Origin of the sequence: Coralloluteibacterium thermophilum, assembly GCF_042654365.1 — a bacterium.
Taxonomy (GTDB): Bacteria; Pseudomonadota; Gammaproteobacteria; order Xanthomonadales; family Xanthomonadaceae; genus Coralloluteibacterium; species Coralloluteibacterium thermophilum.
Window position 1 is genome coordinate 85,298 of the sequence record NZ_JBHSGG010000017.1, and the last position, 13,387, is coordinate 98,684.

17 protein-coding genes are annotated in these 13,387 nt (G+C 72.3%); 6 read left to right on the forward strand and 11 right to left on the reverse strand.

What is annotated here, in order from left to right; all coding sequences use genetic code 11:
- Positions 1–84: 84 nt before the first annotated feature.
- Positions 85–360, reverse strand: a complete 276-nt coding sequence (locus ACFO3Q_RS06600; RefSeq protein ID WP_377003850.1) for a GlsB/YeaQ/YmgE family stress response membrane protein — start codon at positions 358–360, stop codon at positions 85–87.
- 98 nt (positions 361–458) lie between these two features.
- Positions 459–1,916: a M20 family metallopeptidase gene (locus ACFO3Q_RS06605; RefSeq protein WP_377003851.1), complete on the reverse strand. Its 1,458-nt coding sequence runs from the start codon at positions 1,914–1,916 to the stop codon at positions 459–461.
- A 206-nt stretch (positions 1,917–2,122) separates the two neighbouring features.
- Between ACFO3Q_RS06605 and ACFO3Q_RS06610 the strand changes: the two genes are divergently transcribed.
- The 4 genes from ACFO3Q_RS06610 to ACFO3Q_RS06625 all read left to right on the forward strand — a co-directional run bounded on the left by ACFO3Q_RS06610 (position 2,123) and on the right by ACFO3Q_RS06625 (position 4,542).
- Positions 2,123–2,443, forward strand: coding sequence for a ComEA family DNA-binding protein (locus tag ACFO3Q_RS06610; protein ID WP_377003852.1), 321 nt, complete (start codon positions 2,123–2,125; stop codon positions 2,441–2,443).
- Between the two features lie 153 nt (positions 2,444–2,596).
- Positions 2,597–3,058 carry an SET domain-containing protein-lysine N-methyltransferase gene (locus ACFO3Q_RS06615; protein ID WP_377003853.1) on the forward strand — a complete coding sequence of 154 codons (462 nt, stop codon included), beginning with the start codon at positions 2,597–2,599 and terminating at the stop codon, positions 3,056–3,058.
- A complete protein-coding gene (locus ACFO3Q_RS06620; RefSeq protein ID WP_377003854.1) occupies positions 3,058–3,642 on the forward strand; it encodes a HutD/Ves family protein in 585 nt (194 codons plus the stop codon). Before ACFO3Q_RS06615 ends, ACFO3Q_RS06620 begins: the two co-directional genes overlap by 1 nt.
- Positions 3,643–3,747: 105 nt before the next feature.
- Positions 3,748–4,542 carry an oxygen-binding di-iron domain-containing protein gene (locus ACFO3Q_RS06625; RefSeq protein ID WP_377003855.1) on the forward strand — a complete coding sequence of 265 codons (795 nt, stop codon included), beginning with the start codon at positions 3,748–3,750 and terminating at the stop codon, positions 4,540–4,542.
- A 110-nt stretch (positions 4,543–4,652) separates the two neighbouring features.
- Here ACFO3Q_RS06625 and ACFO3Q_RS06630 read toward each other — a convergent pair whose 3' ends face one another.
- The 7 genes from ACFO3Q_RS06630 to ACFO3Q_RS06660 form a co-directional block, all read right to left on the reverse strand.
- Positions 4,653–4,973 carry a non-heme iron oxygenase ferredoxin subunit gene (locus ACFO3Q_RS06630; RefSeq protein ID WP_377003957.1) on the reverse strand — a complete coding sequence of 107 codons (321 nt, stop codon included), beginning with the start codon at positions 4,971–4,973 and terminating at the stop codon, positions 4,653–4,655.
- A 5-nt stretch (positions 4,974–4,978) separates the two neighbouring features.
- Positions 4,979–5,590, reverse strand: a complete 612-nt coding sequence (locus ACFO3Q_RS06635; protein ID WP_377003856.1) for a GNAT family N-acetyltransferase — start codon at positions 5,588–5,590, stop codon at positions 4,979–4,981.
- A gap of 35 nt (positions 5,591–5,625) precedes the next feature.
- Positions 5,626–6,867 carry a cysteine desulfurase gene (locus ACFO3Q_RS06640; RefSeq protein ID WP_377003857.1) on the reverse strand — a complete coding sequence of 414 codons (1,242 nt, stop codon included), beginning with the start codon at positions 6,865–6,867 and terminating at the stop codon, positions 5,626–5,628.
- Positions 6,864–8,093: a Fe-S cluster assembly protein SufD gene (sufD, locus tag ACFO3Q_RS06645; RefSeq protein WP_377003958.1), complete on the reverse strand. Its 1,230-nt coding sequence runs from the start codon at positions 8,091–8,093 to the stop codon at positions 6,864–6,866. The genes ACFO3Q_RS06640 and sufD overlap by 4 nt, the downstream gene beginning before the upstream one ends.
- A gap of 80 nt (positions 8,094–8,173) precedes the next feature.
- The gene (sufC, locus tag ACFO3Q_RS06650; protein WP_377003858.1) at positions 8,174–8,941 is read right to left on the reverse strand and encodes a Fe-S cluster assembly ATPase SufC; all 768 of its coding nucleotides are present in this window, start codon (positions 8,939–8,941) and stop codon (positions 8,174–8,176) included.
- A gap of 138 nt (positions 8,942–9,079) precedes the next feature.
- Positions 9,080–10,519 (reverse strand): Fe-S cluster assembly protein SufB, encoded by a 1,440-nt coding sequence (gene sufB, locus ACFO3Q_RS06655; RefSeq protein ID WP_377003859.1) that lies wholly within the window; start codon positions 10,517–10,519, stop codon positions 9,080–9,082.
- Positions 10,520–10,538: 19 nt separating this feature from the next.
- Positions 10,539–10,985 carry an SUF system Fe-S cluster assembly regulator gene (locus ACFO3Q_RS06660; protein WP_377003860.1) on the reverse strand — a complete coding sequence of 149 codons (447 nt, stop codon included), beginning with the start codon at positions 10,983–10,985 and terminating at the stop codon, positions 10,539–10,541.
- Between the two features lie 192 nt (positions 10,986–11,177).
- Here ACFO3Q_RS06660 and ACFO3Q_RS06665 point away from each other — a divergent pair, with 192 nt between their 5' ends.
- Entirely contained in the window at positions 11,178–11,657 is a 480-nt protein-coding gene (locus ACFO3Q_RS06665) for an SET domain-containing protein (RefSeq protein WP_377003861.1), read from the forward strand.
- Between the two features lie 58 nt (positions 11,658–11,715).
- Here the strand turns inward: ACFO3Q_RS06665 and ACFO3Q_RS06670 are convergent, their stop codons facing one another.
- Together ACFO3Q_RS06670 and ACFO3Q_RS06675 are read right to left on the reverse strand one after the other, a co-directional pair.
- On the reverse strand, positions 11,716–11,874 hold the full coding sequence (locus ACFO3Q_RS06670) for a DUF3309 family protein (protein WP_377003862.1): 159 nt from the start codon (positions 11,872–11,874) through the stop codon (positions 11,716–11,718).
- Between the two features lie 115 nt (positions 11,875–11,989).
- The gene (locus ACFO3Q_RS06675; protein WP_377003863.1) at positions 11,990–12,409 is read right to left on the reverse strand and encodes a DUF2784 domain-containing protein; all 420 of its coding nucleotides are present in this window, start codon (positions 12,407–12,409) and stop codon (positions 11,990–11,992) included.
- 244 nt (positions 12,410–12,653) lie between these two features.
- Between ACFO3Q_RS06675 and ACFO3Q_RS06680 the strand changes: the two genes are divergently transcribed.
- On the forward strand, positions 12,654–13,349 hold the full coding sequence (locus ACFO3Q_RS06680) for an alpha/beta fold hydrolase (protein WP_377003864.1): 696 nt from the start codon (positions 12,654–12,656) through the stop codon (positions 13,347–13,349).
- Positions 13,350–13,387: the final 38 nt, after the last annotated feature.

A 13,387-nucleotide genomic window follows, 5' to 3' on the forward strand; every position in this document is an offset into this window, starting at 1 on the left:
GAAGAGGGAACGGGAAGGCGGAGCCACGCCCTCCGATTCTCCATTCCCGATTCCCGCTTCACCCCACCCGCTTCACCCGCCCCCTCAGCGCCTCTTCCGCCCGCTGAACATCCCCCACAGCACCAGCAGCACGATGGCGCCGATGACGGCGGCGATGAAGCCGGCGGCTTCGTCGGGGCCGTACCAGCCGATCGCGCGGCCGATGAAGGTGGCGGCGAGCGCGCCGACGATGCCCAGCACGATGGTCATGATCCAGCCCATCGCGTCCTTGCCCGGCTTCAGCGCGCGGGCGACGAGGCCGGCGATGAAGCCGATCAGGATGATGTACAGGATGCTGTCGCTACCGAAAATGCCCTGCATGCCGCGTCTCCAGGTGGCGCCGGCGGTTCCGGCGCCTCGCATTCTCGGCGGCGCGCATCACGGGTCGGTGAAGCGCGCCGGTTCGCCGTGGCGGGCGGTCAGGCCGCGCGCGCAGCCGTGCCCGGGCGGTTCTCGTAGTGGCGCGCGAGCACCAGCGCCATGCACGCGGTGACGCGCTTGACCATCGGGATGTGCAGGAACTCGTTGGGCCCGTGCGCGTTCGAGTGCGGGCCGAGCACGCCGGTGATGACGAACTGCGCCGCGGGGAACTTCTCCCCGAGCAGGGCCATCAGCGGAATGCTGCCGCCCTCGCCGATGTAGACCGGCGGCTTGCCGAAGGCGGCCTGCGAGGCGTCCTCCAGCGCCTGGCTCAGCCACGCCGGGGCCTCGGGCGCGTTCCAGCCGGAGGAGGCCTTCTCGAGATCCAGCGTCACCCGGGCGCCGTACGGCGGATCCTGCGTCAGCAGCGCGCTCACGGCCTTGCCGGCGGTGGCGCCGTCCACGGTCGGCGGCAGCCGCAGGCTCAGCTTCACCGCGGTCGAGGGGCGCAGCACGTTGCCCGCGCCGCCGAGCGGCGGCAGGCCGTCGGCGCCGGTGATGGACAGCGCCGGGCGCCAGGTGCGGTTGAGGATGCGCTCGGCGTTGTCCTCGCCCATCGGGCGCAGGCCTTCGACCAGCGGGAACTTGGCGTGGATCTCGTCGCCGAGCACCTCGGCCGCGAGCCGGGCCTGCTCGATGCGCGCGGGAGGAATCTCCGCATGCAGCACGTCGGGAAGGACCCGCCCGGTCGCCTCGTCCTCCAGCCGCGAGAGCAGCTGGCGCAGGATGCGGAAGCTCGACGGCACGATGCCGGAGGCGTCGCCCGAGTGCACGCCGTCCTCCAGCACCTCGACGCGGAGGTTGCCGCCGGTCATGCCGCGCAGGGAGGTGGTCAGCCAGAGCTGCTCGTAGTTGCCGCAGCCGGAGTCCAGGCAGACCACCAGCGAGGGCGTGCCGATGCGCGGCGCCAGGTGGTCGATGTAGTAGGGGAGGTCGTAGCTGCCCGACTCCTCGCAGGTCTCGATCATGAGCACGCAGCGGGCGTGCGGCAGCTTCTGCTCGCGCACGGCGAGCAGGGCGGTGATCGAGCCGAACAGCGCGTAGCCGTCGTCGGCGCTGCCGCGGCCGTAGAGCCTGTCGTTCTCCAGAACCGGCGTCCACGGCCCCTTGCCGTCGTCCCAGCCGGTGACCTCGGGCTGCTTGTCGAGGTGGCCGTAGAGCAGCACGCAGTCGTCCCCGTCGGCGCCGTCGGTGCCGGGGATCTCGATGAAGAGCAAAGGCGTGCGGCCCTCGAGGCGCACGACCTCCATCCGGAGGCCCTCGATCCCCTGCCTGTCGACCCAGCGCGCGGCCAGGTCGATGGCGGCGTCGAGGTGGCCGTTCTTCGCCCAGTCGGCGTCGAACATCGGGGACTTGCACGGGATGGCGATGTACTCGGAGAGCACCGGGATCAGTTCTTCGTCCCACTTGGCGGCGACGAACTGGTTGAAGCGGGCGGTGTCTGCGGAGCGGGACATGGCGGTTCCTGTCGAAGCGGATCGCCCATTCTAGGGCCTCGGCCGCCGACGCCCGCCCCGGGTGCGACTTTTCGTACGCGCGGTGCCCGGGCTTTCGCTCCGGCCGCCGCGTCGCCTGCCGCCGACGGCGCAGGCGGCGGACGCCAGACTGCGCCCTGCCGGCCGGACGCCGGCGCATCCACCCCAACCACGACAGGAGTCACCGCATGAGCAAGTTCGCCACCGCGTTCCACGCCCTCGCGCTCGCCGCGCTGTTCGCGCTGCCGGCCATGGCTGCCGACAAGGTCGACATCAACAGTGCCGACGCAGCGACCCTCGAACGGGTGCTGGTCGGCGTCGGGCCGGCGAAGGCGCGCGACATCGTCGCCTATCGCGAGGCCCATGGTCCCTTCCGCAGCGCCGACCAGCTGGCCGCCATCAAGGGCATCGGCCTCGCCACCGTGGACCGCAACCGCGACCTCATCAGCCTCGGCAGTGCGCCGACCGACGCCGATGCCGGCGCGGCGGCCGGGCCTGCCGCCGACTGATCCGCGCTCCCGTCGCCCGGTGCCGCACAGGGACGTGCGGCCGGGCGGCGTTCCGCGGCGCAGCGGCGCCGTGTCGCCAGGACGGCCGCGACGTTCGCCTCGGAAGGGGACTCTCGCTCTAGAATCGAGGATCGTCCCTTTCCCGTCTCCGGCATGATCAAGCCGCGCTACCGCATCGACGCTTCGCGCATCCCCGGCGCCGGGCGCGGGCTGTTCCTCGAGGAGGCGGTGCCGCGCGGCGCGGTGGTGATCGCGCCGGACGCCATCGACCGCACCTGGTCCTGGGCGGAGATCGCGGCGCGCACGGACGCGGCCGACGCGCTCGCGGCCTCGGTGCGCTGGTTCGAGGACCGCTACACCGTCAGCCTCGACTGGCCCGACGAGTGCTTCGTCAACCACGACTTCGCGCCCACCGGACTGTGGCACCTCGGCTTCGTCTTCGCCGCGCGCGACCTCGCCGCCGGCGACGAGCTGACGGTGGACTACCGGCACCTGCTCGGGCCGGGCCAGCGCGAGACCTTCGACGACGCCAGGAGCGGGCGACCCATCGTCGGCCTGCCATGGGACGAGGCCCTGCGCGCCAGCACGCGCGCCCTGGCGGAGCTGCTCGGCTGATGGGCCTGCGCGTCGTCCGCGCGGTCGACGGCATCGCGCAGCGCTGGCGCAACGGCGGTGGAACCACCGTGGAGATCGCGCGCGCCGGGCGCGGCAGCCCGGCATGGCGCCTGTCGCGGGCCGAGATCGTGCAGGACGGCGTCTTCTCCGCCTTTCCGGAACTGCAGCGGCTGCAGCTGCTGTGCCGCGGCAACGGCTTCGTCCTGCGCTTTCCCGACGGGGCCGAACGGCGCGTGCTGCCCGGCGAGGCGGCCCTGGCCTATCCCGGTGCGCCGGCACCGGACTGCCGCCTGCTGGACGGCCCCTGCGAAGCCCTGAACCTGCTGTGGGACGGCGGCGCGTGCACCGCCGCCATGGAGCGCGTCGGCCTGGCGAAGGGGCTGTCGCCGTGGATCGAGCCGGACGACCTGCTCGCCGTGCACGTGCTCGCGGGCCAGGCCGAGTGGCGCGGGCGCGACGAGCACGCGCGCCTGCGCGCCGGCGACAGCCTGCTGCGCGATGCGGGGCCGGTGCGCGGGCTCGTCCTGCAGGGCTGCGCCGAACTCGCCATCGTCCGCCTGCGGCCGCTGCCCGTCCCCGGCTGAGCATCGGGCGCGCCGGCGGCGGCCGTACGTCCATGATCTGGATCAACGCCCGCCCATGCGGGGCGGACGGAGACTCCCGGCTCCCTGCTGCCGCGGATCCCGATCATGCCGAACGTGCTGTACGACGACGACGTCCACCGCTGCGTGGTGTTCAGCGACCTGGTGCGCGGCGAGGACGGCGTGCAGGCCAACCAGTTCCTGATCCAGCACGGTGCGCAGTCGGCGCTGATCGATCCGGGCGGGGCGCTCCTGTACACGCCGCTCTCGCTCGCGATGACGCGCTACGTGCAGCCGACCGACCTCACCTACATCATCGCCTCGCACCAGGACCCCGACATCATCGGCGCGGTCGACCGCTGGCTCATGTACACCTCGGCGACCGTGGTGTGCTCGAAGCTGTGGGGGCGCTTCGTCCCCCACAGCGTCCCGCACTACCAGAAGAACACCGGCCGCGACCGCTACCTCCTGCTGGAGGACGCCGGCGGCGTGATCCCCTTCGGCGAGCGCGGGCTCGTCGCCGTGCCGGCGCACTTCCTGCACTCGGTGGGCAACTTCGGCTTCTACGATCCGGTCAGCCGCATCCTGTTCTCGGGCGACGTCGGCTCCTCGCTGGTGCCCACCGGCGAGGCCTACGCACCGGTGCGGGACTTCGCCGCCCACGTGCACCGGATGGAGGGCTTCCACCGCCGCTACATGGCGAGCCACCGCGCCTGCGCGCTGTGGGCGGACATGGTGCGGCGGATCGACCCGGTGCTGGTCGTCCCCCAGCACGGCCTGCCCCTGGAGGGACCGGCCATTCCCGCCTTCCTCGACTGGCTGGGCGCGCTGCGCTGCGGCGTGGACCTGCTCGGGCCGGCCGATTACGCGGTGCCGACGCGCCTGCTCCAGCTCGCGTCCTGAGGCGCCGCCGGCGTAGCGTGCGCAGGCGGTGCGCGGATGCCGCTGCGTCGCGGCTGAAGCCGCTCCCACACCGACGAGGCGCAATCCCGACAGTGGGCCCGCCGGCGACGCTAACGGTCGTCGCGGGTCCAGATGCGGCCGTCCTCGACCCGCACGGGGAACTTGGTCACCGGGGTGTAGGCCGGGGCGCACAGGGCGCGGCCGTCGCGCACGTCGAAGCGCGCGCCGTGGACGATGCACTCGATGCTGCCCTCGGCAGGATCCACGCGCCCCGTGGACAGCTCGTAGTCCTCGTGGCTGCAACGGTCCTCGAGCGCGTAGAGCGCGCCGTCCAGGTTGACCACCACGATGGGCGTTCCGCCGTCCCAGACCTGGCGCATCTCGCCCGGCAGCAGCTCGCCGGTGGCGCACACGGGCACCCAGCCCTCCATCGCGCTCATGCGGCGGCCCCCGGCAGCGCCTTCTCCAGGACCTCGAAGCGCAGGTCGTCGCGCCGCGGCACGCCGAAGCGCAGGTCGCCGTACGGGAACGGCTTGCGGATGCCGGTGCGCCGGTAGCCGCGGCGTTCGTACCAGGCGATGAGTTCGTGGCGGACGTCGATCACCGTCATGCGCATGGTCCGCAGGCCCCAGGCCTCGACGGCCACGCGCTCCGCCTCGGCGAGCACGCGGCGGCCGAGTCCTGCGTCCTGGAGGTCGGGACGGACCGCGAACATGCCGAAGTAGCCCGTGCCGCCCTCGTCCGCCACGTGCGCGCAGGCCAGCAGCGCCGCGGCGCCGGCGGGACGGACGTCCTCGAGCAGCAGCACGCGGCTGCGCGGACGGCGCAGGTCGGCGCGCAGCAGCTCGGGATCGATGCGTTCGCCGTCGAGCAGGTCCGCCTCGGTGGTCCAGCCGACGCGGCTGGCGTCGCCGCGGTAGGCGGCGGTGACCAGGGCCACCAGGGCGGGGACGTCGGCCTCGGTGGCGTCGCGGAAGGCGAGCGAGCGGGTGTCGGGCGCGGCGGCGAGCGCGGCATAGGCCCGGGTGGCGCGGGTGCGGGGATCCATGCGCTGATTATCCGCGCGTGGCGAGGCCGGCGGGCTCATGCCAGCAGCCGGCGCACCTTGGCGAGCGCCGCCACGAAGGCGTCGACCTCGGCGTGCGTGTTGTAGAAGGCCATCGACATGCGGCAGGTCGCCGCCACGCCGAAGCAGGCCATCAGCGGATGCGCGCAGTGGTGGCCCGAGCGCACCGCGATGCCTTCGAGGTCGAGCAGGGTCGCGAGGTCGTGCGCGTGCGCGCCCTCGACCAGGAAGCTGATCACCGCGGCCGCCTCGCGCGGCGCACCGAGCACGCGGATGCCCTCGATGCCGCGCAGTGCGTCCAGCGCATGCGCGCGCAGCTCGGCCTCGCGCGCCTCGACGTGGGCCATGCCCAGCGAGGACAGGTAGTCGACCGCGGCGCCCAGGCCGATGTGCCCGGCGATGTTGGGCGTGCCGGCCTCGAACTTGTGCGGCGGGTCGTTGTAGACCGTGCGCTCGAACGAGACCTCGCGGATCATCTCGCCGCCGCCGAGGAAGGGCGGCATCGCCTGCAGGTGCTCGCGGCGCGCCCACAGCGCGCCGGTGCCGGTGGGACCGCACATCTTGTGGCCGGTGAAGGCGTAGAAGTCGCAGCCCAGCGCGGCGATGTCGACCTGCCGGTGCGGCAGCGCCTGCGAGCCGTCCACCAGGGTGGCGATGCCGCGCCGGCGCGCCTCGCGGCAGAACTCGCGCACCGGGTTGACCGTGCCCAGCACGTTGGAGACGTGGGTGAAGGCGAACAGCTTCACGTCCGGCGTCAGCGCGGCGCGCACCGCATCGCCGTCGAGCTCGCCGGTGTCGGTGACGTCCACCGCCCGCACCGTGGCGCCGGTGCGCTCGGCCACGAGCTGCCACGGCACGATGTTGGCGTGGTGCTCCATGCGGGTGGTGAGGATGGTGTCGCCCGGGCCGAGGCGCGGCAGCGCCCACGCGTAGGCGACCAGGTTGATCGCCATGGTGGTGCCGCTGGTGAGCACGAGGTCGTCGGCCTGCACGTTGACGAAGGCGGCCAGGCGCGCGCGCGCCGCCTCGTAGGCCTCGGTCGCCTCGCTGCCCAGCGCGTGCACGGCACGGCTGACGTTGGCGTTGTGCCGGCGGTAGAAGGCGTCGACCGTCTCGATCACGCTGCGCGGCTTCTGGCCGGTGTTCGCCGAATCGAGGTAGACCAGGGGCTTGCCGTGGACCTGGCGCTCCAGCAGCGGGAAGTCCGCGCGCACGGCCGCCCAGTCCGGGACGGCCGGGATGTCCGCGTGCGCGCTCATGCCGCCGGCAGCGCCGCCAGCGCGGCGTCGAGGCGGGCGGCTGCGAGCGCGCGCAGGGCCTCGTCCTCGACCACCGCCAGGGTCTCCCGGCAGAACGCCGCGGTGAGGATGGTGCGCGCCTGGGCGGCAGGCACCCCGCGCGCACGCAGGTAGAACAGCGCGGCAGGGTCGAGGCTGCCGACCGTGGTGCCGTGGGCGGCCTTGACCTCGTCGGCGTGGATCTCGAGCACCGGCTGCGAGTCCACCTCGGCGTCCTCCGACAGCAGCAGGTTCTTGTTGGAGAGGTTGGCGTCGGTGCGGTCGGCGCCCGCGCGGATCAGGATGCCGCCGTGGAACACGGCCCGGCCGCGCTCGGCGCCGATGCCGCGCCAGTTCAGCTCGCAGGTCGTGTCCGGCACCGCGTGGTCCGAGGCGAGGCGGGTGTCGATGTGGCGCCGCCCGCCGGCGAGCTGCACGCCGTTGGCGTGCACGTGCGCGTTGCGGCCGCGCAGGGCGGCGTTGAGTTCGTGGCGCGAGAGCGCGCCGCCCAGCTCGAGGTCGAGCCTGCGCAGCTCGGCGCCGTCGGCGAGCGCGGCGTCGGTGCGCTGGATCAGGCTGGCGCCCGCGGCCTCGGCCTGGATGCGGACGTGGGTCAGGCGCGCGCGCGCCTCCAGCTTGACGTGCATGACCGTGTTGGCGAGGTGGGCGTGCTCGCCCGCCGCGACATGGTGCTCGCACAGGGTCAGGCGCGCGCCGGGCAGCAGCTCGACCAGGTGGCGCAGGTGCCAGGCGCGGTCGGCGGCGGCGGGTGCGCCCACGAAGACCGCGTGCAGCGGCGTGGCGCCGTCGGACTCGTCGGAGGCGCGGAGCATCACGCCGTCCATGGCGAGCGCCGAGTTCACGCGCGGGAAGAGCTCCTCCGCGCCGTCGAAGCGGCGCGCCAGGAAGGCGCATTCGCGCGGATCGCAGTCGCGCAGGGCCTGCGAGAGCGCGATCAGGTGCACGCCCTGCGGGAGGTCGTCGATGGCGGAGAGGCCGGGATCGAAATGCCCGTTGACGAACACCAGCCGCGGCGTGGGGATGCCGGCCACGACGGCCGGATCGACCGCCACGCGCTCGTCCGGCGCGGGCACGAAGCTGCGGCGTTCGAGCGGACGCAGCGAGGTGTACTTCCAGGCCTCGCTGCGCGGGCCCGGCAGGCCGTCGCGCAGCGCCGCGGCGAGCGCGTAGCGGCGTGCGTCGCGCAGGTGGGCGCCGTCGAGGTCGGCCGGCGGCGCGGCCTCGAACTCGGCCCGGAACGAATCGAGCAGGGGCGAGAGCTGGGCGTTCACGGTGCGGCCTCGGCGGGGGCGCCGCGCTCGCGGATCCAGGCGTAGCCGTGCGCCTCGAGCTGCTCGGCGAGTTCGGGGCCGCCGGTCTCGACGATGCGGCCGTCGGCCAGCACGTGGACCACGTCCGGCCGGATGTACTCGAGCAGGCGCTGGTAGTGGGTGATGACCAGGAAGCTGCGCTCGCTGCCGCGCAGCGTGTTGACGCCGTCGGCGACCAGGCGCAGGGCGTCGATGTCGAGGCCGGAGTCGGTCTCGTCGAGGATGGCCAGCGCGGGTTCGAGCACCGCGAGCTGGAAGATCTCGTTGCGCTTCTTCTCGCCGCCCGAGAAGCCTTCGTTGACGCCGCGCTGGAGCAGGGTGTCGGAGAACTTCAACTGCGCGAGCTTCTCGCGCACGAGCTTGAGGAACTGCATCGAGTCCAGCTCCGGCTCGCCGCGGGCCGCACGCTGGGCGTTGAGCGCCGCGCGCAGGAAGTAGGTGTTGTTCACCCCGGGGATCTCCACCGGGTACTGGAAGGCCAGGAACACGCCGGCCGCGGCGCGCTCCTCCGGCTCCATCGCCAGCAGGTCCTCGCCCTTGAAGCGGACCGAGCCGGCCGTGATCTCGTAGCCCTCGCGCCCGGCGAGGACGTTGCCGAGCGTGGACTTGCCCGCGCCGTTCGGCCCCATGATGGCGTGGACCTTGCCGGGCTCGAGCTCGAGCGAGAGGCCCTTGAGGATCTCGCGGTCGTTGATGCGGACGTGGAGGTTTTCGATCTTGAGCATGGTCGTTGGGGTGAAGCGGGAATGGGGAAGAGGGAATCGGGAACGGAGGGCCTGCAGGCGCGTGGGACGAAGCGGAGCCGGGCCGGGAAATGGAACCGCCAGGTCCCTCTTCCCGATCCCTCTTCCCGCTTCACCCCATCACCCCACCGCTCCCTCCAGCGAGACTTCCAGCAGCTTCTTGGCCTCGACCGCGAACTCCATCGGCAGTTCGCGGAAGACCTGCTTGCAGAAGCCGTCGACGATCATCGACACCGCATCCTCCTCGCCGATGCCGCGCGCGCGGCAGTAGAAGAGCTGGTCCTCGGAGATCTTCGAGGTCGTGGCCTCGTGCTCGACGGTGGCGTCCGGGTGGCGCACCTCGATGTAGGGGAAGGTGTGCGCGCCGCACTCCTTGCCGATCAGCAGCGAGTCGCACTGGGTGTGGTTGCGCGCGCCGGCGGCGGAGCGCTCCACCCGCACCTGCCCGCGGTAGGTGTTCTGGCCGCGGCCGGCGGAAATGCCCTTGGAGACGATCTTCGACTTCGTGTTGCGGCCGATGTGGATCATCTTGGTGCCGGTGTCGGCCTGCTGGCGGTGGTGGGTCAGCGCCACGGAGTGGAACTCGCCCACCGAGTCGTCGCCCTTCAGCACGCAGGATGGGTACTTCCAGGTGATCGCGGAGCCGGTCTCGACCTGGGTCCAGGTGATCTTGCTGCGCGCGCCGCGGCACTCGCCGCGCTTGGTCACGAAGTTGTAGATGCCGCCGCGGCCTTCCTCGTCGCCCGGGTACCAGTTCTGCACGGTCGAGTACTTGATCTCCGCGTCCTCGAGCGCGACCAGCTCGACCACCGCCGCGTGCAGCTGGTTCTCGTCGCGCATGGGCGCGGTACAGCCTTCGAGGTAGGACACGTAGCCCTTGTCCTCGCAGATGATGAGCGTGCGCTCGAACTGCCCGGTGTGGCCGGAGTTGATGCGGAAGTAGGTGCTGAGCTCCATCGGGCAGCGCACCCCCTTGGGGATGAACACGAAGCTGCCGTCGGAGAACACCGCGGAGTTGAGCGCGGCGAAATAGTTGTCGGAGGCCGGCACCACCGAGCCGAGGTACTGGCGGACCAGCTCCGGGTGCTCGCGCACCGCCTCGGACATCGAGCAGAAGATCACGCCCTTCTCGGCCAGCTCCTTCTTGAACGTGGTGCCCACCGAGACCGAGTCGAACACCGCGTCCACCGCCACGCCGGCCAGGCGCGCGCGCTCGTGCAGGGGCACGCCGAGCTTGTCGTAGGTCTCCAGCAGCTTGGGGTCCACCTCGTCCAGGCTCGCGTACTTGGCCTTGGGCGCCGAGTAGTAGCTGATCGCCTGGAAGTCGATTTCCGCGATCTGCAGCTTGGCCCAGTTCGGCGGGGTCATCTTCAGCCACTGGCGGTAGCCGCGCAGGCGCCACTCCGTCATCCACTCCGGCTCCTCCTTCTTGGCGGAGATGAAGCGGATCACGTCCTCGTTCAGCCCCGGGGGCAGCGAGTCGGTCTCGATGTCGGTGACGAAGCCCGCGCTGTAGCGGCGCGAGAGCGCGTCGAGGAGGTCCTGGGATTGGGTGGCCATGGCGGCTGCCTGTCGGATGTCAAACGTTGGCGACGTTGAGGGGGATGTCCCGGCGTCGCGCAGGAGGAGGGGCGAGCATCTCGGCGAGGGTCATTCCCCGCAGGGTGTCGGCGAGCACGTCGTTGATGCGGCGCCAGCTCGCACGGGCGCCGCAGCGGGCGGCGATGTCGCAGTGCCCGCCGTGGTCGGCGCAGGCGGTGATCGCCAGCGGGCCCTCGATGGCCTCGACGATCTCGATCAGGGTGATGTCGGCCGGCGCGCGCGCCAGCCGGTAGCCCCCGCTCGCGCCGCGGAACCCGTCCACCAGGCCGGCCTGCGCCAGCGGCTTGAGCACCTTGCTCACGGTCGGGCCTTCCAGCCCCGCCGCGTCGGCCAGCTCTGCCGCGCTGTGCACGTCGCCCGGCCGCGCGGCGAGCACGGTCAGCACGACGGTGGCGTAGTCGGTCAGCTTGGTGACGCGCAGCACGGAAGGACGTCCCGGTCGGGAAAGTCCGAAATGGTACTAATTTGGTACGGATTGCTCAAGCCGACCGGCACGGGTCCCGGCCCGGGCGCGCCGGGCGTTCACGCACCGCATGTCGAGGTGAAGGCAGGCTGGCGCATCGCGCGTGGCGCCGGTTCCGGCCACAATGGACGCTTTGCAACGCCTGGACCGCCGATGCCCCGCAAGATCGCAGCCCGCCGCTCCTCCATCCACGGCAACGGACTGTTCGCCCTCGTCGACATCCCCAAGGGCACGCGCCTCATCCAGTACAAGGGCAGGCTGATCACCCACAGGCAGGCGGACCGCCTCTACGCCGACGACGGCGAGAGCGGGCACACCTTCCTGTTCACCCTCAACGACACCTACATCGTCGACGGCAACGTCGATGGCAACATCGCGCGCTGGGCCAACCACAGCCACGACCCGAACTGCGAGACGGTGATCGAGGAGGATGCCGGCGGCGACCCGAAGCGCGACCGCATCTTCATCGAGACCATCAAGGACGTGCGGGCGGGCGACGAGCTGACCTACGACTACCACATCACGCTCGAAGTCCCGCACACCGCGCGGATGAAGAAGATCTGGACCTGCCTGTGCGGCGCGGCCAACTGCACCGGCACCATGCTGCACCCCAAGCGCCGCGCCAGGGCCTGAGGCGGAGAAACGACGAGGGCCGCGCAGGCGCGGCCCTCGGGCGCGGTGCGTGCTTCGGCTACAGCATGCCGAGCAGGAGCAGCACGATCACCACGACCAGCAGCACGCCGACGATCCCGGACGGACCGTAGCCCCAGCTCCGACTGTAGCCCCAGCTGGGCAGGGCGCCGATCAGGATCAGGATCAGGACGATGAGCAGGATGGTTCCAAGGTTCATGGATGCGTCTCCCGGGTTGGCGGCGTCGGTGGACGCCGGGGTGGTACAGCCGGGACGAAGAAGACCCACCCCGCGGTGACGGACGCGCGACGGTGGCGGCGACGCGCGCGGCGCGTCAGCGGGGCTGGCGCAGGGCGCGCCGGGGCGGCAGCCACCACCATGCCAGGGCGACCGCGGCCGCGAACGCGGTGTAAGCGAGCACGAACACCCAGGGCGGTGCCTCGAAGAAGATCAGTGCGCCCAGCCAGTGCTCGATGAAGCCCACCTCGTGCACCGGCTGCCCGGCATGGCCGCGCAGCGCCTGTTCCCAGACGGTGAGCGGGCACAGCCGGTCGAGCCACGCCTGCAGCGCCACGAACACCACCAGCCCGATGTGGGCGATCCGGAAGGAGGGCCGTCGCACCCAGCGCCAGCCGAGCAGCCCGCCCAGCACGATCGCCAGCAGCCCGCCCACCGCGAACAGGACCACGGCGGCGTGCACCGCGAGCACCACGTCCGCGAGGACCGCGGCCTGGGCCGGAGAGAGGGCGTCCATGGGGAGGGAGCCTAGCGCAGCCGGGCTGCGCGCTCTGTCACCGTGGTGGGGCGGCAGGAGCGGGAATCGGGAATGGGGAATCGGGACCTGAGGGTTCCGACAGGCTGCCGATGCGCATCGCTCCCCATGCGGCGGCACATGCTGCTTGACCGGTGCGCCGAGGGCGGATTTCCTGCTCCCGATTCCCGATTCCCGATTCCCGATTCCCGATTCCCGATTCCCGATTCCCGATTCCCGGACAGCCATGCCCCCACCTCCACCCCCAGCCCTCTTCCTCCACGGCGCCGGCGGCGGTGGCTGGGAGTGGGCGATCTGGCGGCGGGTCTTCGCGGCCGCGGGCTGGCGCACGGTGGCGCCGGACCTGTCGCCCGTCGCGGGCGGCCTGGCGGCGACGCGCTTCGAGGACTACCTGGCGCAGGTGCAGGCCCTGTGCCGTGCCGGCCCGCCGCCGTTGCTGGTCGGCGCCAGCCTCGGCGGGCTGCTCGCGGCGGCCGCCGCGGGCGCAGGGACGGCGGTGGCCGGGCTGGTGCTGGTGAATCCGGCGCCGCCGGCGCCCTGGCATCCGGGCCAGCCGGCGCCGAGCCCGCCGGTCCGGGCCTGGCGCGGGCGCGCCTCGCTCGCCGGTACCCGGCGGGCCATGCCCGATGCCGATCCCGCCACGGTGCTGTACGCCTTACGGCGCTGGCGGGACGAGTCGGGGGCGGTGCTCGATGCGGTGGCGCGTGGCCTGGCGGTCGCTCCGGCGGCCTGCCCCTGCCTGGTCGTGATCGGCGGCGCCGATCGCGACGTGGCGCCGGTGGCGATGCGCGCGATGGCCGGGGCCTGGGCCGCGGAGACCATCGAGGTGCCGGGCCTGGCCCACCTCGACCCGCTGCTCGGCCGATCTGCCGCGATCCTGGCCGCCCGCGCCTGTGCCTGGGCGGGGGCGAGAAGTGAGTGATGAGTGAGGATCGCGCGCAGCGATGCGCTCGGTTCTCG

Coding starts and splice junctions, on each gene's coding strand:
- ACFO3Q_RS06600 (WP_377003850.1), bottom strand. CDS start 360: ATGCAGGGCATTTTCGGTAGCGACAGCATCCTGTACATCATCCTGATC.
- ACFO3Q_RS06605 (WP_377003851.1), bottom strand. CDS start 1,916: ATGTCCCGCTCCGCAGACACCGCCCGCTTCAACCAGTTCGTCGCCGCC.
- ACFO3Q_RS06610 (WP_377003852.1), top strand. CDS start 2,123: ATGAGCAAGTTCGCCACCGCGTTCCACGCCCTCGCGCTCGCCGCGCTG.
- ACFO3Q_RS06615 (WP_377003853.1), top strand. CDS start 2,597: ATGATCAAGCCGCGCTACCGCATCGACGCTTCGCGCATCCCCGGCGCC.
- ACFO3Q_RS06620 (WP_377003854.1), top strand. CDS start 3,058: ATGGGCCTGCGCGTCGTCCGCGCGGTCGACGGCATCGCGCAGCGCTGG.
- ACFO3Q_RS06625 (WP_377003855.1), top strand. CDS start 3,748: ATGCCGAACGTGCTGTACGACGACGACGTCCACCGCTGCGTGGTGTTC.
- ACFO3Q_RS06630 (WP_377003957.1), bottom strand. CDS start 4,973: ATGGAGGGCTGGGTGCCCGTGTGCGCCACCGGCGAGCTGCTGCCGGGC.
- ACFO3Q_RS06635 (WP_377003856.1), bottom strand. CDS start 5,590: ATGGATCCCCGCACCCGCGCCACCCGGGCCTATGCCGCGCTCGCCGCC.
- ACFO3Q_RS06640 (WP_377003857.1), bottom strand. CDS start 6,867: ATGAGCGCGCACGCGGACATCCCGGCCGTCCCGGACTGGGCGGCCGTG.
- sufC (WP_377003858.1), bottom strand. CDS start 8,941: ATGCTCAAGATCGAAAACCTCCACGTCCGCATCAACGACCGCGAGATC.
- sufB (WP_377003859.1), bottom strand. CDS start 10,519: ATGGCCACCCAATCCCAGGACCTCCTCGACGCGCTCTCGCGCCGCTAC.
- ACFO3Q_RS06665 (WP_377003861.1), top strand. CDS start 11,178: ATGCCCCGCAAGATCGCAGCCCGCCGCTCCTCCATCCACGGCAACGGA.
- ACFO3Q_RS06670 (WP_377003862.1), bottom strand. CDS start 11,874: ATGAACCTTGGAACCATCCTGCTCATCGTCCTGATCCTGATCCTGATC.
- ACFO3Q_RS06675 (WP_377003863.1), bottom strand. CDS start 12,409: ATGGACGCCCTCTCTCCGGCCCAGGCCGCGGTCCTCGCGGACGTGGTG.
- ACFO3Q_RS06680 (WP_377003864.1), top strand. CDS start 12,654: ATGCCCCCACCTCCACCCCCAGCCCTCTTCCTCCACGGCGCCGGCGGC.